Annotated in this window: 19 protein-coding genes; 7 read left to right on the plus strand and 12 right to left on the minus strand. The window is 45.5% G+C overall.

Annotation, left to right across the window (positions count from 1 at the left end; translation table 11 throughout):
- Position 1: 1 nt before the first annotated feature.
- From RS24_RS03240 to cobA, 3 genes are all read right to left on the minus strand, one after another.
- Positions 2-1,138, minus strand: coding sequence for an acyl-CoA dehydrogenase family protein (locus tag RS24_RS03240; RefSeq protein ID WP_021776756.1), 1,137 nt, complete (start codon positions 1,136-1,138; stop codon positions 2-4).
- Between the two features lie 38 nt (positions 1,139-1,176).
- Positions 1,177-2,364, minus strand: a complete 1,188-nt coding sequence (locus RS24_RS03245) for an acyl-CoA dehydrogenase family protein (protein WP_021776757.1) — start codon at positions 2,362-2,364, stop codon at positions 1,177-1,179.
- Between the two features lie 87 nt (positions 2,365-2,451).
- On the minus strand, positions 2,452-3,288 hold the full coding sequence (gene cobA, locus RS24_RS03250; RefSeq protein WP_051295591.1) for a uroporphyrinogen-III C-methyltransferase: 837 nt from the start codon (positions 3,286-3,288) through the stop codon (positions 2,452-2,454).
- 102 nt (positions 3,289-3,390) lie between these two features.
- Between cobA and RS24_RS03255 the strand changes: the two genes are divergently transcribed.
- On the plus strand, positions 3,391-4,914 hold the full coding sequence (locus RS24_RS03255) for a phosphomannomutase/phosphoglucomutase (RefSeq protein WP_021776759.1): 1,524 nt from the start codon (positions 3,391-3,393) through the stop codon (positions 4,912-4,914).
- A 2-nt stretch (positions 4,915-4,916) separates the two neighbouring features.
- On the opposite strand, the gene RS24_RS03260 is transcribed toward RS24_RS03255, so the two are convergent.
- The 9 genes from RS24_RS03260 to RS24_RS03300 form a co-directional block, all read right to left on the minus strand.
- Complete coding sequence (locus RS24_RS03260; protein ID WP_021776760.1) at positions 4,917-5,732, minus strand: sulfite exporter TauE/SafE family protein; 816 nt, start codon at positions 5,730-5,732, stop codon at positions 4,917-4,919.
- A 30-nt stretch (positions 5,733-5,762) separates the two neighbouring features.
- Positions 5,763-6,779 carry a tRNA dihydrouridine(20/20a) synthase DusA gene (dusA, locus tag RS24_RS03265; protein ID WP_051295572.1) on the minus strand — a complete coding sequence of 339 codons (1,017 nt, stop codon included), beginning with the start codon at positions 6,777-6,779 and terminating at the stop codon, positions 5,763-5,765.
- A 42-nt stretch (positions 6,780-6,821) separates the two neighbouring features.
- Entirely contained in the window at positions 6,822-9,767 is a 2,946-nt protein-coding gene (locus tag RS24_RS03270) for a bifunctional [glutamine synthetase] adenylyltransferase/[glutamine synthetase]-adenylyl-L-tyrosine phosphorylase (RefSeq protein ID WP_021776762.1), read from the minus strand.
- Positions 9,764-11,143 (minus strand): sensor histidine kinase, encoded by a 1,380-nt coding sequence (locus RS24_RS03275; protein ID WP_038300459.1) that lies wholly within the window; start codon positions 11,141-11,143, stop codon positions 9,764-9,766. The genes RS24_RS03270 and RS24_RS03275 overlap by 4 nt, the downstream gene beginning before the upstream one ends.
- Positions 11,130-11,807, minus strand: a complete 678-nt coding sequence (locus RS24_RS03280) for a winged helix-turn-helix domain-containing protein (RefSeq protein ID WP_021776764.1) — start codon at positions 11,805-11,807, stop codon at positions 11,130-11,132. The genes RS24_RS03275 and RS24_RS03280 overlap by 14 nt, the downstream gene beginning before the upstream one ends.
- Before the next feature lie 165 nt (positions 11,808-11,972).
- Positions 11,973-12,359 (minus strand): cytochrome c-type biogenesis protein, encoded by a 387-nt coding sequence (locus RS24_RS03285; RefSeq protein WP_239642386.1) that lies wholly within the window; start codon positions 12,357-12,359, stop codon positions 11,973-11,975.
- 4 nt (positions 12,360-12,363) lie between these two features.
- A complete protein-coding gene (locus RS24_RS03290; RefSeq protein ID WP_038300460.1) occupies positions 12,364-14,364 on the minus strand; it encodes a heme lyase CcmF/NrfE family subunit in 2,001 nt (666 codons plus the stop codon).
- Entirely contained in the window at positions 14,361-14,813 is a 453-nt protein-coding gene (ccmE, locus tag RS24_RS03295; RefSeq protein ID WP_021776767.1) for a cytochrome c maturation protein CcmE, read from the minus strand. Before ccmE ends, RS24_RS03290 begins: the two co-directional genes overlap by 4 nt.
- 88 nt (positions 14,814-14,901) lie before the next feature.
- The gene (locus tag RS24_RS03300) at positions 14,902-15,579 is read right to left on the minus strand and encodes a tetratricopeptide repeat protein (protein WP_021776768.1); all 678 of its coding nucleotides are present in this window, start codon (positions 15,577-15,579) and stop codon (positions 14,902-14,904) included.
- 161 nt (positions 15,580-15,740) lie between these two features.
- Between RS24_RS03300 and RS24_RS03305 the strand changes: the two genes are divergently transcribed.
- From RS24_RS03305 to RS24_RS10040, 6 genes are all read left to right on the plus strand, one after another.
- Entirely contained in the window at positions 15,741-16,754 is a 1,014-nt protein-coding gene (locus RS24_RS03305; RefSeq protein WP_021776769.1) for an ABC transporter substrate-binding protein, read from the plus strand.
- Positions 16,754-17,494 carry an ABC transporter ATP-binding protein gene (locus RS24_RS03310; protein ID WP_021776770.1) on the plus strand — a complete coding sequence of 247 codons (741 nt, stop codon included), beginning with the start codon at positions 16,754-16,756 and terminating at the stop codon, positions 17,492-17,494. The genes RS24_RS03305 and RS24_RS03310 overlap by 1 nt, the downstream gene beginning before the upstream one ends.
- Positions 17,491-18,252, plus strand: coding sequence for an ABC transporter permease (locus RS24_RS03315; RefSeq protein ID WP_021776771.1), 762 nt, complete (start codon positions 17,491-17,493; stop codon positions 18,250-18,252). The genes RS24_RS03310 and RS24_RS03315 overlap by 4 nt, the downstream gene beginning before the upstream one ends.
- A 99-nt stretch (positions 18,253-18,351) precedes the next feature.
- Positions 18,352-18,672 carry a DUF2849 domain-containing protein gene (locus RS24_RS03320; protein ID WP_021776772.1) on the plus strand — a complete coding sequence of 107 codons (321 nt, stop codon included), beginning with the start codon at positions 18,352-18,354 and terminating at the stop codon, positions 18,670-18,672.
- Positions 18,673-18,719: 47 nt separating this feature from the next.
- Positions 18,720-20,375, plus strand: coding sequence for a nitrite/sulfite reductase (locus RS24_RS03325; protein ID WP_021776773.1), 1,656 nt, complete (start codon positions 18,720-18,722; stop codon positions 20,373-20,375).
- Positions 20,365-20,889 (plus strand): DUF934 domain-containing protein, encoded by a 525-nt coding sequence (locus tag RS24_RS10040; protein ID WP_021776774.1) that lies wholly within the window; start codon positions 20,365-20,367, stop codon positions 20,887-20,889. The genes RS24_RS03325 and RS24_RS10040 overlap by 11 nt, the downstream gene beginning before the upstream one ends.

Here is a 20,889-nt window from a genome sequence, read left to right on the forward strand (position 1 = left end):
ACTAGGCTGCTTCGGATGAAGCAAATCGTTTGAGATGATAATCTATACTTCCCAACTGTGCGTCAATGGCTGTAAGGCGTTTAAAATAATGACCGACATTTAGCTCTTCGGACATGCCCATGCCCCCATGCAAATGCACAGCGCTTTGACCGATATATCTTCCGGCTTTACCAATCTGCACTTTCGCACCGGAAGCAGCGCGTGATCTCGTAGCAGCATCCCCCCCGACATGCATGTTGACCATATATGTCAAAGAGACGGATTGTTCATATTCCATAAACATATCGACCATACGGTGTTGCAAAGCCTGGAAGCTTCCAATCGCTACGCCAAATTGGTTGCGGGTTTTACAATATTCAACAGTGGCCTGATGTGCTTGATGCATTCCACCAATTGCTTCACCACAAATAGCGGCAATACCATAATCCAATGCTTCTTCTAAAAGCGGAAGTCCGGCATCTAAGGGGCCCAAGAGCGCTTCTGCGCCAAGCCTCACATTTTCAAAACTAATATCAGCAGCGCGACCGCCATCAATTGTTTCATAATCTTCTGAGGCAACGCCATCAGCAGATTTATCAACGATAAAGAGACTGATCCCGTCTTGTTGCCACCCCTCACCTGAAGTTCTGGCAGACACAATCAGATAATCAGCCCAAGGCCCACCATTAACTACAGATTTAAGACCGCTGAGAACAAAACCATCACCATCATGTTTAGCAGTGGTTTGAACATTTGCGGGGTTAAACCGGCTTTTAGGTTCTGAATAAGCTAGCGCCCAAATTTTCTCACCACCGATAAGCGGAGGCAGATGCGTGTCTTTTTGAGCTTCACTCCCATGACGCTCAAGGAGACCCCCACAGAGAACCACTGTCGGAATAAAAGGTTCGGTAACAAGACCTTTACCAAACTCCTCTGTAATAATCATGGTATCAACCGCCCCACCACCAAGACCACCCATTGCCTCACTAAAGGGGGCGGCAAGTAATCCAAGCTCAGCAAATTGAGACCAATTTTCACGACTCATACCTGTTTCGGATCGAACAATTTTCATGCGGCTGTCGAAATCATAATTATCATGAACGAAACTCTGAACCATATTGCGGAGCAGTGTTTGTTCTTCAGTAAAATCAAAATCCATAATTGTCTGCCTTAAATTATATGCATCAGGTTCGCGGTTTATAAACCTAGAACAAATTTAGCAATGATATTGCGCTGAACTTCATTTGTACCGCCATAAATGGCAGTTTTCCGCATGTTGAAATAATTCTGAGAAGCACCGTGACTGTAATCAGGTCCAACGAGATTATAATTTGCGCCCGTATCAAGCATCGGAATTTTCGGCAGACTATAAGTGCCAACGGCTTCCATAATTAACTCAGTCACTTTCTGCTGAATTTCAGTCCCTTTAATTTTTAAAATTGAACTTTCCGCACCCGGACCACGTCCAGCGCTTTCGGCAGCCAGTGTTCTCAATTCGGTATATTCCAGTGCAAGCAAATCAATTTCCAACTCACTAATTTTTTTCTTGAAATCAGAGTCGTCGATAAGCGGTTCACCATCCACCAATTCGGCACAAGAAATTTCCTTAAGGCGTTTCACAGCATTTTTGGATCTGGCAACACCGGCAATTCCTGTGCGTTCATTCCCAAGCAAAAATTTAGCTATACCCCAGCCATTGCCTTCTTCACCGACCAGATTTTCAGCCGGTACACGGACATCTGTCAAAAACACTTCATTGACTTCATGACTACCGTCTATCGTAATAATTGGACGAACCTCAATACCCGGTGAGTTCATATCAATCAGCAAAAATGAAATTCCCTTTTGTGGCTTATCCTCTTGCGAGGTACGCACAAGGCAGAACATCCAGTCAGCATGCTGCGCCAGCGTTGTCCAGATTTTGTGACCATTAACGATATAGTCATCGCCATCACGCTCTGCTTTGGTCTTAAGAGAGGCAAGATCAGACCCAGACCCCGGCTCGGAATAACCCTGACACCACCAGTCCTCACCAGACAAAATACGTGGCAAGTAATGTGCCTTTTGAGAATCATTTGCATAATGCATCAAAACCGGACCCAGCATGGTGATTCCAAAAGGCAAAACAATCAAAGTATTTGCTTTGGCACATTCATCATCAAAAATATATCTTTGCGTTACAGACCAGCCCGGCCCGCCATATTCCTCAGGCCAATGGGGGGCAACCCAGCCTTTTTCGGCAAGAACACGATGCCATGATAAAAAATCCTCCTTGGTAAACTCTCCTCGACGGCTTTTCGTCAGATGTTGAGGATAATTGTCAGCAATAAACTGTCTGACTTCTTCTCTAAATGCATTTTCTTCAGGGCTGAAATCGAAATTCATTTTAATCTCCCGTAACAATTGATGTTGTTATAAAACTTCTTTTTAGAAAGAAAAGCAAAAAATGACGCCTGCGTCACTTTTTACTATTTACGCACTACCAAACCACGTAAGTCGTTCAGCGTAGGATGCTACCGCACCAAAAACAATAATGCTTGGCGGCTCCAAACCGGCATTTTTAGCCTCCGATGCAGCCATTCGCAAAGTGGTCGTGAGCACCTGTTGCTGAGGAGTCGTTGCTTGGGTGATAATCGCCACTGGTTCTTCGGGTGACCGTCCGGCTTGCATCAATTTTTCGGCAATAATATCGATTTTTTTCATCGCCATATAAACCACAATAACAGGTGTAGCCTTCGAAATTGATTCCCAATCGAGCAATTCTGTTTTACCTGAACCGGCGAGATGTCCGGTAACAAAACTTACAGCGTGATTTACATCTCTGTGCGTCACAGGAATCCCGGCATATTCCGGCCCGGCGATACCAGACGTCACACCGGGAATAAGACGAAATGATATCTTTTCCTCAACCAGTCTCTCGACTTCTTCCCCACCTCGACCAAAAACAAACGGGTCCCCCCCCTTGAGACGAAGAACTTTTTTTCCGTTTTTCGCATGATGAACGAGACTATCCGTAATATCGGCTTGCTTCATAGAGGGCTTTCCACCTCTTTTACCAGCATAGAAAATTTCCGTATCTACCCCGGCTATAGATAATATGTCTTCACTTACCAACGCATCATGGATAATGACGTCTGCTTGTTGCATGGCATTGACTGCATGCAATGTCAGCAGACCTGGATCACCCGGCCCAGCGCCCGCGAGCCATACCCAGCCGGGCAGAAAAATCGGCAGACCGCTAATTTGCACATCAGGCAAAGGCATGTCGCTTAATTTAAGCCGAATAATCTCTTGCTTCATTTTATCCATATAAGCTTTATATGAGCCAATCAGACATAAATTCAACTCTCGATTACTTCTGTTCTTTAAGCCTACAATGCGCTAAAAAATTAATGTCAGAAGAGGATTTCGATGTCACAAAAACAACTCAATTCCCTATTCCCAATTCCAGTCTCAGATTTAGTGCCAAACACACCAGCATTTGAGAACACTCCACAAATCACACCAACCGGCTTTAGAGAATATGATGCCCGCTGGCTTTTTCCCACTGAAATCAATTTATCGGGCATTCAAGCCCTAGGCTTTGGCCTTGGCAATGTGCTGCACGAGCTATCTGACAATCCATCTCTTGTTGTCGGACATGATTACCGTTCCTACTCACAATCTATCAAGCTAGCTCTGATTACCGGCCTAATGGCGGCGGGCGCAAAGGTTTATGATATTGGTCTGGCACTTTCACCAACGGCATATTTTGCACAATATGAATTGGATGTTCCCGGCGTAGCTATGGTCACGGCAAGTCATAATGAAAATGGCTGGACAGGTGTTAAAATGGGCGCCAACCGCCCTTTAACATTCGGCCCGGATGAAATGACGATGTTACGCGATATAGTCCTCAATGGTACAGGTGTTTCGCGTGAAGGTGGCGGCTATGAATTTGTGCCGGATATGGCAGAACGCTATATAGCTGATTTGACCAAAAGACCGGCTTTCAAAAGAAAAATTAAAGCCGTGCTGGCATGCGGTAATGGCACTGCCGGAGTATTTGCGCCCAAAACTCTGTCGGCGCTTGATATTGAAACGGTTGATTTACATTGCGATCCGGATTTTACATTCCCGAACCACAATCCAAACCCCGAAGATATGGAAATGCTTCATTCTTTGAGTGCGAAAGTAAAAGAAACGGGCGCAGATATTGGCTTTGCCTTTGATGGTGACGGTGATCGTTGCGGTGTCGTGGACAATTTAGGGCGTGAAATTTTTGCCGACAAAATGGGGGTGCTTGTTGCCAGAGATCTCGCCGCTAAACATCCAAATGCAAAATTTGTTGCTGATGTAAAATCAACAGGTCTCTTCATGACAGATCCAGTGCTGAACGAACTTGGCGCTGAAACAGTTTACTGGAAAACAGGGCATAGTTACATGAAACGTCATACGGTGGAGACAGGCGCGATGGCTGGTTTTGAAAAAAGCGGTCACTTCTTTTTTAACGCACCTATTGGGCGGGGCTATGATGACGGGTTGGTGACAGCGATTACAGTTTGCGAGATGTTAGAACAAAATCCCGGCAAAAGCATGGCCGACTTAAATGACAGCCTGCCACAAAGCTGGGGCTCTCCCACCATGTCACCCTATTGTGCCGATACGGAAAAATACGAAGTCGTGGATCGCGCCATTGCTCATTTCCAAAAATGTGCCGATGACGGCAAAAAGGTTGCCAGACAATCTATTCGCGATTTAGTAACAGTCAATGGCATCAGGATAACAGTCGAGGATGGGACATGGGGACTTGTTCGCGCTTCCTCCAACAAGCCCGGCCTTGTGGTTGTCGTCGAAAGCCCGGTTTCAGAAGACCGCATGCGGGATATGTTTGCAGAAATTGATAATTTGCTTTCATCCTGGTCTGAGGTTGGTGAGTATGACCAGAAGCTTTAAGCTTAAAATACTGACCACAAAATTCGTGCCGATGCCAGAAACAGAAAAAAGATAAAAATCTTTTCAAGTTTTTTCCGGTCAATCCTATGCGCCATTCGCGCGCCCATTGGCGCTGTTAGCGTTGTGACCGGAATGAGCAGCAAAACGGCAAGCCAATTCACATAACCCAGAAAATACGGGGCGAGGCCCTCTTTACCCCAGCCGGAAACGACAAAGCCGAGACTGCCGGGTAACGCAATAAAAATTCCAAGCACGGCTGCAGTACCCACCGCTTTGTGTATCGGGCGACCAAACAAACGCATGACGGTGACAGAAAATGCACCACCACCAATCCCCATCAGCGCAGAGAAGAATCCAATCATTGACGCAACACCGCGTTGCAACCAGATAATAGGCATTTTTCCATCCAGCGTTTCATCAACATCGTTAAACATCATATTCAAGGCGATAAGGGATGTCAGAATTGCAAAGATTATTTTTAAAACTTCAGCGTTGAAATAGCCCGCTAACAGCGCGCCGGATACGACACCTATCACAGAAAATGGCGCCCATTGGCGCACAATTGTCATATCAACGGCGTCGTTCTTATAATGAACACGCCCCGACTGGATGGATGTAAGTACGATGATCGTCAATGAGGTCGCGACGGCAGCATGCATTTGATGTGCTTCATGAAGGCCAAGAAAAATAAAGGTTTGAAAGAGTACCGGCACTAGAATAGCCCCACCGCCAATACCCAAAAGACCTGCCATATACCCAGCTACAGAACCTGCAAGAATAAAAAGGGCAATGAGGACTGGCATTTCCAATTCAGACATATCTATAACCTTTTATCTGCAACTTTCATTTCAGTCAGCCAGCTGATTTATATCATTATCGGTGTCATGAATTCGCTGAACTGCCTGGCGCATATATTGAAGCGCCTCAGATAAAACAGACGCATCGGCTTCATTTTTAGGTGCATTCTCACTCAAGTAACGGCGCCATAATCTTCCGCCGGGTTGAGATTGGAACAACCCCATAAGATGTCGAGTCAGAGCATGGAGAGGAACCCCATCTTCAACCAGTTTTTCAGCATAGGGTATCAATGCTTCTACCACGGCTTCACGGCTTGGCGGGGGCGCTTCATCGTTGAAAATCGTGCAATCTACGTCGGCCAGAATATAAGGTGTTTTATAAGCAGCGCGTCCAAGCATGACACCGTCAACATGGTGCAAATGCGTCTGTGCCTCAGACAATGTATCAATTCCACCATTCAAAATAATCGTCAAATCCTGTCGTGACTTTTTCAACTCATAAACAAGATCATAATTAAGTGGCGGAATATCGCGATTTTGTTTGGGGCTTAAACCATCAAGCCAAGCTTTTCTTGCATGCACGATGAACACTTCGCACCCTGCTTGCGCGGATAATTCCACTAGCTGAAAAAGCGCTTCCTCTGGATCTTGATCGTCAACACCTATTCGGGATTTAATGGTAACTGGGATTTTAACATTGGCGCGCATAGCTGCCACACAGTCAGCAACAAGCTCCGGCTCTTGCATCAAGCAAGCCCCAAAACGGCCAGCTTGCACCCTATCGGACGGGCAACCGACATTGAGATTTATTTCATCATAGCCAAAATCTTCACCAATCTTTGCCGCCTCTGCCAGCGCCGTGGCGTCGCTACCACCTAACTGGAGAGCGACAGGGTGTTCAGCAGAGTTGAAGGACAAAAGATGTGCGCGGTCTCCGTGGCGCACTGCATCTGCCGTGACCATTTCAGAATAAAGCCGAGACTTTCTGGATAATAGCCGCAAAAAATAGCGGTCATGTCTATCTGTCCAGTCCATCATTGGCGCTATACAAAATCGATGCGTTGTCATGAGATAGATATGCCGCAAATAGATGGGGATGTCTTGAAAAAATTAGTCAGATAACTGACCCAACATGCGTACAAAAATCTCGCGCACAGATTTTTGATGCTCACTCAGCGTTTGTTCCAAATGCCCCATATTCGGCAAGGCCGTGCTTTGACATAACAACAAATTTAACGACTGAGAAAATGGCGGCTCTGCGGGTGTGTCGAGGCACAAGCGGAAAATCTGTAAGAGGCTAGAATAAAACGACAAGGCCTCAACGAGCCGAGCCTCATCGTCAGTAGATATGATACGTGCCGTACCAAGCAATTCTAAATTAGATTTGGTGGAGGTATCTATGCGATTAAAGAGTGCCGCGCCATGTAGAAGGCATAAACCCTGTGCGATAAATTCAACGTCCACCAGCCCCCCTGGCGCATGTTTGATATCCCATTTGGTATCGCCTTTTTTGACATGATGCGCCTCAAGCCGTTTTTTCATATCCACAATATTCTGCCGTGCCTCGTCTTGGTCACGCGGCATCTGAAAAATCCTTTTCAGCAAAGCATTAATTTTGTTTGTCAGACCTTCTCCACCTGCCAGCACGCGCCCTCGGGTCAATGCCATATGTTCCCATAACCATGCGTTTGAAAATTGATAATCCTCAAAACTTTGGATTTTCGTAACGAGTGGGCCCGCATTCCCCGATGGGCGCAATCGCATATCTATTTCAAAGAGATGACCTTCGAATGTTGGCGCTGTCATAGCAGAAATGAAACGCCGCGCTGTGCGGCTAAACAAAATTTCCATAGAAGAGGTCGCCGTATAGGTAACTTTTTGCGCATAATCCTCTGCCGTGCACACAATAATAAGGTCAAGATCTGAGGAAACAGTCATTTCTCGACTACCGAGCTTACCTAGCCCCAAAACTGCCATTTCAGCGCCATATGGAAGCGTGGCCTCACCCAGCATATCTTTCAACACAAAATCATAAAGAACGCGTGTGCCCGCATCAGCAATTTTAGTAATGTCCTCACCGGCAGAAAGACCGGTCAACTTACCCGACAAAATTTGGGTGCCAATCCGGAAGATTTTTTCCCTGTGCCAACGTCTTACGGCATCCAGCATATCTTCAAAATGTGTGATACCGGACGTGTGGGTTTTGAGTTCCAACAAAATCTCATCAGCATCCGACAGAGGTTGATTGAAATTTGGATCCAGCAGGCTGTCCAATGTGACTGGGCGGCGGCTTAATTGCGCAGATAGGCGCGGTGCGGTGCCAACAATATCTGTGATTAGATTAAGCAGGTCGGGATTAGATTGAAAGAGTGAGAAAATTTGTATGCCGGATGGCAAGCCAGTTAGAAAATCGTTAAAACGTGCAAAAGCAAAATCCGGGTCAGGTGTTTGCGACAAGCTTTTAAGGAGGTGGGGCTTTAATCTTGTCAGCAACTCTCTGGCACGCGGTGTACGAACAGCCGCAAACCTGCCGCTATGCCAACCTCTGATTTCATCAGACATTTGCGCTGCTCTTTCAAACCCCATCTGGGAGAGAGTCTCCAATGTTTCCGGATCATTTTCACAACCCGCAAAAACGAGATTGCCCATCTCATTTGCCAACACCTCACCTTGCTCAAATAACTCAGCATAATGTGTCTGAACGGTTTCCAGCACGTCTGTCAGTCTGCTTTTAAAATCATCAAGCGTTTCATAGCCGCAAAAATCTGAAAAGGCCTGCAATTTCTCTTCAGTTTTAGGGAGCGTGTGCGTTTGTTCATCCTGCTGCATTTGCAACCGGTGTTCTATACCGCGCAGAAAATGATAAGCTCCTGTCAATTCCTCTACAGTTTCGTTTTTAATCCACCCGCGTTCTGCAAGCTGGTTTAGCATTGGGCATGTTTGTGCCCCACGCAGATTTTTATCCCGTCCGCCGGCAATAAGTTGCTGTGTCTGCACAAAAAACTCAATCTCTCTGATGCCGCCCCGTCCGAGCTTAATGTTATGACCTGCTATGGCAATTTGACCATGCCCTCGAACCGCATGAATTTGTCGCTTCATTGCATGCACATCTTCTATGGCAGCAAAATCCAGGTTCTTACGCCAGATAAAAGGAGATAAAATAGACAACAATTTATTGCCCGTCCTCGTATCACCAGCAATCTGGCGCGCTTTGATGAAAGCGGCACGCTCCCAGTTTTGACCGAAAGATTCGTAATAAATTTCGGCCGCAGGAAGGGATACCGCTACGGGTGTGGAACCAGGATCAGGGCGCAACCGCAAATCCACACGAAACACAAAACCTGCATCCGTAGTAGATTGCAAAATGGTGGATAAATCTTTCGTCAGCTCAATCCAAAACTCAGCTATCTTGTGTTCGCCTAGTGAGGCAATCCCATCGGGTTCGTAAAAAACGACAATATCGATATCGGATGAATAATTCAGTTCGCGCGCACCATATTTGCCCATCCCAAGAATAACGCATTGGCACTGGTCTGCAGTAAGAGGTGTATCCAGACCATATTGGGCAGACTTGTTTTTGAGCAACCAATCCAAACTGACTCTAACGGATGCGTCAGCAAAATCCGTTAGAGCTCCCGTTACTTTTTCCAACGACCAGATTCCCGCAATATCTGCCATAGCGGTCACCAAGGAAATGCTCTGACGGTACAAGCGCAAGTCCCGCATTAATATGTCTCGGTCGCAGGACAGGTCCAGCCCATAAAGACGGGTTAAAATTTTTTCACAAAAAACATCCGGCCCTTCTACTGCCAGTTCTCCAAGAAGATCCGGACGGGTACGAATAATGCGCGTTAAAAATGAGGAACCAGCAAAAATCCGAAGAAACAAATCTTCATGGTCACTCACAAATGTAATGATGGCTGATTGTGCTTCGGTAGATAATTCAGCTATCCAAAGTGATTGACAGTCCGCAAGATGACTGTGCGCGACACGACGAGTTTCGCTGTCTCCAAAGTTCACATAATTTTTCTTTCGATCTGAAAAACCTTTATTCATGTGTCTAATGTTAACACAATTTCAGCTCTCAGCCCTTGAGGAAGATTTTGTTGAAGACAAAGCTCACCGCCATGACGTTGTGCAATTGCGGATACCAATGAAAGACCAAGCCCACTCCCAGGCCTGTTTCGACTAGCATCCAACCGGACAAAGCGTTCAGTCACACGTGACATATCTGTCGGAGGAATGCCTGGGCCGTTATCAGACACATAAATAGTTAATGTGTCTTTCGATGTTGTAATACCAACCGAAATAACCGGATCATTCGAACGACCATATTTTAGAGAATTATCAATCAAATTAATAATCGCTTGCGACATGAGAGGCCGCGCGGCTTTGATAAATAACGGATCTTCAGGCAAATCTAAGTCAAAATGGACGCCAATCTCCTCACCTGCAGGCTCCATAAATTCTACTGCTTGCTTAATAAGATCCACCACATCCAACATTTCTTTCTGAATGTCTCGAGCCCCGGATTCAAGTTGCGCCACGGATAACAACGCATTAAAAACTGCTAGAAGTTCATCAGCCTCCGCGATCGTTTCCTGCATAATTTTTTTATAATCTTCTGGGCTCGCAGGTTTCATTAGGGTAACTTCCAGCTTATTTCGAACCCTATTTATGGGGCTACGCAAATCATGAGCAATGTTATCTGTCACATCGCGCATGCCATTCATCAAGCTTTCAATCCTGCTTAACATCATATTGAGATTCACGCCCAACTGGTCAATTTCGTCCCCACTCCCCCTAACCGGAATACGACGAGATAAATCCCCCGCCATAATGTCTGAACTTGTGCGGTTAATGCTGTCTATTCGTCGGGTAAAATTACGGCTGGTAAGTACACCTCCAATCAAACCGAATAAAACTGTCATGGCTAAGCCGTAAATCATCGCGTTTAATATAACCGCACTGAATTTGTTAAACTCCTCTACGTCTCGCCCGACGAGTAGATAAAACCCTTGTGGCAAAGTGAAGGTCTTTGCCCGCGCTGCATGCTTTTCTTCAAAATTATTGGTAATACGAACAAACTCAAATTCCTGCCAATCTTCTCCAGCATCTTTCATATCAGGAATTTTATTAAGATTGCCTGCCATGGGTCGGCCTTCAGGGTCGATTAAAAGATATATCGACAGACGCGGGTCTCGGCTCAGCACTGCAACGCGTCGCGCCAGGCTGGGTATGCCACCTTCTTTGTATCTTTGTGACAAATCCGCGATATCGGCCTCTATCGCCGCATCCGTTTGACTAGAGATGAGACTGAACGTGTTCCAGAAGAGATAAGCGTACAGCGTGGATGACGAAAATAAAAATATCGACAAATACAGTAAGGCTGCGCGAAAAGTTGTTGTTTTAAGAAGATTAGTCTGGAACACGTAAGGAGTACCCCGCCCCTCTTATGGTGTGCACAAGTGGCGGGTCAAAATCCTTATCAATTTTTGACCGCAACCGAGAAATGTGAACATCAATAACATTTGTCTGAGGGTCAAAATGATATTCCCATACATTTTCCAGCAACATAGTTCTCGTTACTACCCGCCCTGCATTTCGTAATAAATATTCCAGCAACTTAAATTCACGCGGTTGGAGGTCTATGGCTTTATCATTGCGCGTCACTCGACGTGACAAGAGATTCATTTCTAAATCTTCAAATTTTAGGGTTGTCTCAGCTAACAGACCTGAACCACGTTTCACCAACACTTCAATTCTTGCTAATAATTCAGAAAAAGCAAAAGGCTTGCTGAGATAATCATCCCCGCCCGAGTTGAGACCCTTAACCTTGTCGTCAACATCTCCCAATGCAGATAAAAACAAAACAGGTGTCGCGATATGATTTTGGCGCAGTTTCTCAACCAAAGTAAGTCCATCGAGACCGGGAAGCATGCGATCGACAATTAAGACATCAAACTTGCCAACAAGGGCAATTTCATATCCCTCTTCACCGTCGGCGGCATGGTCAACAACATGACCGCTTTCTTGTAGGCCTTTAATGACATACTTCGAAGCTTCTTTATCATCTTCAATCAATAAAATATGCATAAACATATCCTAAACAAATTGGCGGCGATGAGAAAGGAGGGGGGAGTAAACTTTCTATCGCCGCCGAAACGCAAGTGGACTTGGGGAGAACCGATTGCGCAAGCTCAAATTACATAATGCCTCTTAAACACTATGTTACCGGGAGATTAATTAATGTTAATGTTATTAGTCTTTGGGGGCATTGCGGAAGAAAGACCGCATCAGGAAAAAACCTGCTATAACCAACAGGAAAGGCAGCCCCCATAGGGGAGCATTTTTAATATCAAGGCGTGGTTTTAATAAAGCAAATTCGCCATATCTATCCTCAATGAAATCAAGAATCTCATCATCGGTCTTTCCGGCCTGAATTTGCTCGCGAATAAGCATGCGTAGGTCTGCTGCTAATGGCGCATCGCTGTCGTCAATTGATTGATTTTGACAGACCATACATCTGAGTTCCATGGATAAGCTTCGTGCTCGCTCCTCCAATGCATCATCCGCAAAGGCCTCTCCAGGACTAATTGCAAAAGCTGGATAGGCACTAATACATAGAGAAAAAATAATGAAATTCATTTTTTTAAATGCCAGGCGGAGGATCATTTGAAAACTCGTCATGTCTTTCAGCTAAAGATTTTACCTCACGGCGCGTCAATGCCGCAACGCCGCCCAACGCCATAATCAACCCACCAATCCATATGAAAGCAACCAGCGGGTGATACCATATTCTAACAACACGGGAAGCCATGCCGTCTCGTATGGTTTCATCAGCTATGACAATATAAAGATGGCCTGAAAGGTTTTTCAAAATCGCGGCTTCAGTCGTCGATTGACGCTCTACCGTATAAAAACGTTTTTCGGGTTTCAGTATTGTAATATCAGCGCCGCCTCGCCTGACAGAGAACTCACCCTGCTCGGCAATATAGTTCTCTCCACTGACGGAAGTTTCCCCTTCAAACGTCACCTCATATCCTGAAATTTCCATCACCGCACCGGGTGTCACCGCTTGCACGACCTCACTCCGCCATGCAGTTGTTCCAACGATACCGAGTATCATAATCCCCAGGCCACCATGTGCCAAAACACTGCCCCATTGTTGAAAGGGAAGTTTGAGAATATTCTTTGGTAGCCGCCCCAAAGGCATAGTGTCGACTCTAATTTTTTTCGCCAGATCAGCCAGCGCACCGAGCATGAGCCACAGAGCCAGCCCAACCCCTAAAGCCGCACCACCTTGATGACCGGCACTCATAATCAAAACCGTCAGCCCGCCCAAAACAGCCAGCACAAATGCCATAGTAAGCTTTTTTAACACCGTCGGGATTTCAAACTGCCCCCAACCCGCAAGTGGCCCTAAAGGCATTAACATTAAAAGAGGCGTGATAAGAGGTACAAATACTGCGTTATAATAAGGTGCCCCAACAGAAATTTTGCCAAGGCCAAACGCATCAATAACAAGCGGATATATTGTTCCCAAAAAAACAGTAGCTGTCGCGCTGGCAAGAAACACATTATTTAGTATTAATGCGCCTTCTCGACTGACAGGTTGAAACGGCACATTTTTATCCGCTGATGAAAGTCCGACAGATCGCATGGCAAATAAAAGCAAAGCCCCGCCCACAAGCACACCTAGTATCATGAGAATAAACACACCGCGTGTCGGGTCGGTTGCAAACGCATGAACAGACGTTAAAACGCCAGAGCGCACCAAAAACGTACCGGCAATACATAAACCAAATGTCAAAATGGCAAGTAGCATTGTCCAGCTATGCAGTGTATTCCGCCTTGCTGTGACAAGTGCAGAATGAAGCAATGCTGTGCCAGCGAGCCATGGCATAAAGCTGGCATTTTCAACTGGGTCCCAGAACCAGAAACCGCCCCAACCAAGTTCATAATAAGCCCAGAAAGATCCTACTGCGATGCCAAGCGTCAAGCTAAGCCAAGCCAAGAGTGTCCAAGGGCGAACCCATTTAGCCCAATCGGGGGAAATTTTACCGGACAATAGAGCCGCAACTGAAAACGAGAAAGCCAGTGAAAAACCAACATATCCTGCGTAAAGCAAAGGCGGATGAACTGCCAGTGCCGGATCCTGTAAAATCGGGTTGAGACCGTTTCCCTCAAATGGGGGAGAGGTCAGACGCGCAAAAGGATTAGAGGTAAAAAGTGAAAATGCCAGAAAAGCAACGCCTATCAAGCCCTGCACGCCAAGCACCCGTGCCTTAAGCGCATCCGGTATTGATTTACCAAATTGGGCAATACCAGCACCATAAGCCGCGAGCATCAAAATCCATAAAAGCATGGATCCTTCATGATTTCCCCAGACGCCGGTAAGACGGTAAATAAAGGGTTTGTCTGCGTGACTATTTGCGGTGACCAGCCAAAGTGAGAAATCAGATTGAACAAATTTAATGGTCAGCACAGCAAATGCCCAGAGGAGAAGGATAAATTGTAACTTGGCGGCAGGGGCAGCTATGATGACAAAAGCTTGACGGTCACGATGAGCGCCATAAAGCGGAAGTATTGACTGAACCAGAGCAACACAAAATGCCAGTATCATCGCAAAATGGCCTGTCTCCGCAATCACTCTTGATCCCCTGCAGTATTTTTTCCCTGCCAGACGCCCGTTTCCCTGAGTGCATCAGCAACTTCTCGGGGCATATAATTCTCATCATGTTTTGCAAGAACGGTGTCAGCAACAAAAATACCTGCCGAGACAAACTGACCTTCCGCAACAACGCCCTGCCCTTCTCGGAACAAATCCGGCAACACACCTTCAAAAGAAACATCTATCCGGCTTTGCAAATCGGTAACAACAAATCTGCTTTCCAGCCCTGCTTTGGTTAAGCTATCTTCAGCCACCAAACCGCCAATTCTTATTTTTCCGGCGGGTAGGGTGGGGCTTTCGGCGATATCCGTGGGTGTTTTAAAATAAACGAGATTATCCTCTAAAGCCGTTAAGGCAATAAAAGCGGTTACGCCCAGCATCACAAAGCCAAGAGCAAAAAACAGCAATCGTGTTTGGCGTTTAGTCATAATATCTCCTGTCGGGGAATATATCGACTAAACACGAAGATTAAAGGTGAAAAACCGACGCATGCTGAATAATGACAGGAACAATATTTTATTGATGGCGGGAAATTTGCGCCCGGAGAAATATCTGCCACGGACTGTCCGGGTTAGCGGCGGAGAGTAAAACACTCCAGATGGCAAGGGCTTCTGATTTGTTGCCCTGTTGAAGAAGAGAAAGTCCGCGTAAATATAGACCACGCGGGTGGTCGGGATTAATTTCAAGTGCCCGATTAACAAGACGCTCAATGCCATCATCCATCAATCCGTCTTGTTGTTGAAGACGACTCTCGGCAAGCATAACCAAAATGTCGGGATTTTTATCGCCTTGCCGCAAGGAAATGACATTTAACAATGCATCTTCAGCTCTGTCGGCTTCCCCGAGTGCCATACGTGTTCTTGCCAGCATGAGCCACCCCTCTGAGTCCTTGGGTTTATCTTTGAGGCGTTGTTCCAGATGAACAACCAAACCTTCCAGAGGAAGTGTTTCGGGGGGAACATCCAGCCTTTTCGCCAAAGGCAAATCAGAATATCCGGGCGAGCCCAGCATCAAATAAAGTATCAGCGCCAGACCAGGAAGAAAACTCACTACAGCGATAAACGCTAGCAAACCAAAGGGCTTATACAACAACTTTTTTTTCATCAATGGGCGCAAAATGTAATAACTTGCTGCCGCACTCATGAGAGCGAGCAAACACCAAAGCACCACATCGTGAAAAAATATGTCAAACATGATGCTTCATATCAGTCGGGGTCTACTTCTGGAAGGGCAAATTTCATCGCATATAATTTAAGCCCAATCTCTATATTAGAAAATTGTTAGAATAAGGAAGCTATTTTAAATATAACTGATTATTGACCAGTAAAGCCGGCTCTGCCACCTTGTTTTTTGTTATGAAAAAACTCAACATAATATCAAAAAAACTTCAATTTCTGAGATTGCTTTCAGTTTTCTTTTTTTCTTTTAGCTATCAGATTGAGAGCTCTTTCGCACTTGAGCCGGTAACTTTTGCAACAGATTGGAAAGCACAGGCCGAGCAAGGGGGATTTTATCAAGCTAAAGCTTTGGGATTATATGAAAAAGCTGGATTGAATGTGGTCATTCGTGGCGGTGGGCCAGGTATTAACATACCCCAGCTTTTAGGCGCGAATGCAATTGATTTTGCTATGGGGTCGAACAGTTTTATTTTGCTAAATATGGTGCAAGCTGGAGTCCCTGCCAAAGCCGTCATGGCCGCTTTTCAAAAAGATCCGCAGGTTTTAATCACCCATGAACGTGATGATATTCAGTCGATTTCCGATATGAAAGACAAACCCATTATGATAGCCGACGCATCTATTAATGCTTTCTGGGTTTGGATGCGTGCACGGTACGGTTTTTCAAATAAACAAATCAGAAAATATACTTTTAACCTAGCGCCTTTCATCGTCGACAAAAATGCAATCCAGCAAGGCTATGCAACCTCAGAGCCCTACACTATTTCCAAAAACGGCATCACACCTAAAGTATTTCTTCTCTCCGATGAGGGTTACCCTTCATATGCCGCAATGGTCATCGCGCAAAATAAATTGATTGAAGAAAAACCAGATATTGTTCAGGCATTTGTTAACGCCTCCATAGAGGGATGGCGGAGCTATTTGATGGATGACCCGACGCCCGGAAATCAACTTATTCTCGCTGCAAACCAAGACATGACGCAAGATATTCTTGATCAGGCAATCATCCAAATGCGTGACCGCGGCCTCGTCATTTCAGGAGACGCTCTTGATAAAGGCATAGGTACAATGACACGAAACAGGTGGGAAACCTTTTTCACCTTAATGGCTCAAAATGGTCTGTATAACATGGAGATGAATTGGGAAAGTGCCTTCACGACAAAATTCGTCACCAAGGCTGACTCCGAATAATGTCTCTGGCAATAAAAGTAACAGATTTAAATATGGCCTATGCTGATGGCATTGAGGTGCTCAGAGGTTTCTCCCATTCTTTTGACGCTGGCAGCTTTACGGCTATTGTCGGCCCTTCAGGATGTGGAAAGAGTTCGCTGTTAAGAATTCTTGCAGGTCTTCAATCCCCATCCAGCGGGGAGATTGAAGCTAATCCAGACACATCTATCGGTTATGTTTTTCAAGAACCAACACTACTGGCGTGGCGTACTGTTTATGAAAATGTGGCACTGCCGCTAAAAATTAAAGGCTTCAATAAGCAACAGATTAATAACCGGATAGCTGATGCGTTAGCACTTGTTGGACTCGCCGATCGCCAACACGCACTTCCGCGTGAATTGTCTGGTGGCATGAAGATGCGCGTTTCTCTCGCAAGAGCCTTGGCACAAAACCCTGATGTGTTGTTCATGGATGAACCCTTTAGTGCTCTTGATGAACTCACGCGCTTAAAACTTGACGATGAGTTGTTGGATATCTGGCGCCGCCAAAAATGTACAATTTTATTTGTTACCCATACGGTTTCTGAAGCGACCTATCTGGCAGAGCGCGTGCTCGTCATGTCGCCTAACGGACGACTTAAAGATGATATCCAAATCGAGAGCAAAACACGGAATGACGCCTTCAGAGCCTCACCAGAATTCCATGAAGCTCGTCTGAAAATCACCAAATCATTAGAACAAAATGATGAGGCGATATCATGAAATTTTTGCTTCCTTTATTTGTCGGCTTTGCTCTTCTAGGGTTTTGGGAATGGATTATTGGCTTTCTGGCTCTACCGATTTTTGTTCTCCCTCCACCCTCACAAATCGTCTATGCGCTTATAGAGAATTTTACTTCTCTAATGGGGTCTCTGATTGTCACTTTAAGCATTACTGGGTTTGCCTATTTCTGGGCACTACTTGGTGGCGTTGCGCTGGCAATTTTGTTCACGCGATCGCGATTTATTGAAATGTCGCTTGCCCCTTATGTGGTCACACTTCAGGTTACTCCGGTGGTCGCCATTGCCCCGTTAATTCTGATTTGGGTCGGTTTTGAGAACACCAATCGCGCCATGATTATCATTGCCTGGATTGTTGCTTTCTTTCCTATTTTAACCAATACCCTACAAGGCATAAGAAGTGTCGATAATGGCTTACATCAGATTATGCAACTCAGTGGTGCGAAATGGTGGCAGACACTTATTTACCTCGAACTACCCGCAGCCCTACCCTCTATTCTCACAGGTGCCAAGATTTCCGGCGGCCTTGCCCTCATCGGTGCGGTCGTGGCTGAATTTGTGGCAGGTTCCGGTACATCTACTGGGCTTGCATGGCGTATTATCGAAGCAGGCAATCGGTTGGAAATCGCAACTATGTTTGCTGCCCTGACACTTCTATCCATTCTTGGCATCGTTATTTATTATGCTCATAGTCTTGTAGAGTGGATATTGCTAAGAAGGTGGCATGAGAGTTTTAATTAATGTACAAATTATTTATGTATAATAAATTATTTTACATCTTCTTGAAGTTTTATATAAAAAAAGGCAATATGCGGCAACAAATCATAAGCGGAAACCCCAATGGCTCAACATAGTTCAAAAGGCGCACGTTTTCAGGCTGTCACGGCAAACAGGCTGAATGATGGTGAAGTCGTATATTTTAAAGATAATGACTGGATTGAAAATTTTGCCGAAGCCGAAATTGCTGATGGTCAAGAAGCTGCCGAGGCACTTTTGTCGCGAGCCTGCCCTGACAATATGGAAGCATTTATTCTCGATCCCTATCTATTTGAGGTTGCTGAGTGTGATAATGGTTTCAAGCCGGTAAGTGTTCGCGAAAATATTCGTGCCAATGGGCCAACAGTGCGCACAGATTTGGGGAAACAGGCAGAAGCGCAATGAGATTGCTTTGCACCCGAATGAAACATGAAAAAAATCAAGGATAGCTGATGTATCGTTACGATGAATTTGATCACAAAATTGTCACTGACAGAGTAAACCAGTTTCGCGGACAGGTTAATCGCCGCGTAAGTGGTGAGCTATCCGAAGATGCCTTTAAACCTCTTAGACTCATGAATGGCGTCTATCTTCAATTGCATGCCTATATGCTTCGGGTGGCTATTCCCTATGGCACTCTATCCTCAAAACAGATGAGGATGTTGGCACATATCGCACGTAAATATGACCGCGGTTATGGTCACTTCACGACCCGACAAAATATTCAGTATAACTGGCCTTCTTTAGACTGTATTCCTGACCTTCTGGAGGAACTTGCCAGTGTAGAAATGCATGCCATTCAAACTTCCGGCAATTGCATTCGAAATGTTACCTCTGACCAATATGCAGGTGCGATCGCTGATGAGATTGAAGACCCAAGAATAATTTCCGAAATTATTCGCCAGTGGTCGACTTTTCATCCTGAGTTTTCTTATCTCCCGCGCAAGTTTAAAATTGCCGTGACGGGTCACAAAAATGACCGTGCCGCAATTAAGCTTCATGATATCGGTATTGTTATCGTCAAGAACGATAAAGGAGAAATCGGTTATGAAGTTCATGTCGGCGGCGGTCAGGGGCGATCACCTTTCATTGCCAAGAAGATGACAGATTTTGTTCCGGCTGAAAAATTGCTCGCATATCTTGAAGCGGTAATGCGGGTTTACAATATGCTGGGACGGCGAGACAATTCCTATAAAGCCCGTATTAAAATACTCGTTCATGAAACCGGCGAAGCTGAAATGCGACGACTGATAGAGGAAGAGTTTAAAAAAATAGACGCAAGCAAAATGCTTAGCTTGCCGGAAGCAGAACTGGAACGCATCTCCGCATATTTCGCTCCCCCAAATTATGAAAACTTACCGGCGCAAAGCGATAGTTTTGAAGCAGCAAAAGAAAACGACACAGATTTTAATCACTGGGTAAAAACCAATCTTGTACCCCATAAAACCCCCGGCTATGGAATTGTGAATATCTCATTGAAACCTATTGGCGGTATTCCTGGAGATGCCACAGATGCCCAAATGGATGTTATTGCTGATTTAGCCGAGCGTTACGCAGCTGATGAGGTTCGTGTGACGCACGAACAAAATCTTGTCTTACCGCATGTGAAACTCGATGACCTCAAAGACGTTTATGACATTCTTTGCGCGCATAACCTCGCCACACCGAATATCGGTCTCATTTCTGACAGCATCGCTTGCCCGGGTCTAGATTATTGTAACCTTGCCAATGCGCGCTCAATTCCGTTAGCACAGGAAATTTCCACCCATTTTGCCGACCTTGATAAACAATATGATATTGGCGAACTTAAAATTAAAATCTCCGGATGCATCAATGCCTGCGGTCATCACCATGTCGGTCATATTGGTATTCTTGGTGTGGATAAAAAGGGTACAGAGTTTTATCAAATTTCACTTGGCGGATCGGCAGACGAACAGGCCAGCCTCGGTGATATAACCGGTCAAGCCTTTACTGAAGATAAGGTGGTTGGTGCCATCGACACAATTGTTGAAACCTATCTGAGTCTAAGAGAACCGGAAGAACGTTTTCTGGACACTTACAAACGAGTCGGAATGGCTCCCTTCAAGGAGCAATTATATGCCGACTGAGACTCACCTCATTTCCAATGGTGCTATTATCCAAGACATATGGGTGTTCATTGATGATGAAACACCTCTAGAGGATACGCCATCAATCATCTCACTAGAAAGATTGAAGGCAGAAGCTGACACCTTACGATCACGCAATGCAGAGCTGGGCGTTGTGATACGCACCGATACACAAGGTAAAACCAAACTCGGCGAGGATGTGCGTGAACTTTCACCATATTTGGACATGCTCAGCACCATTGTTATTGATTTTCCCGTCTACCGAAATGGACGAGGCTATTCCGATGCCCGCAAATTACGAGAAGAAATGGGGTTTGATGGAGAGTTACGCGCGATTGGAGAGGTACTTTATGACCAGTGGTCATTTATGGCACGATGCGGCTTTAACACATTTGAAGTTGACGCCAGTATTCCAATTGACACTTTTAATAAGGCCTTAAACGAACTCTCTGAAGCTTATCAGCCCGCCGTCGACAATCAGCGTGGTGTCTTGTGGCGCCGTCACGGCTTGTAG

The sequence above is a fragment of the Candidatus Micropelagos thuwalensis genome, assembly GCF_000469155.1.
GTDB lineage: Bacteria > Pseudomonadota > Alphaproteobacteria > RS24 > RS24 > Micropelagius > Micropelagius thuwalensis.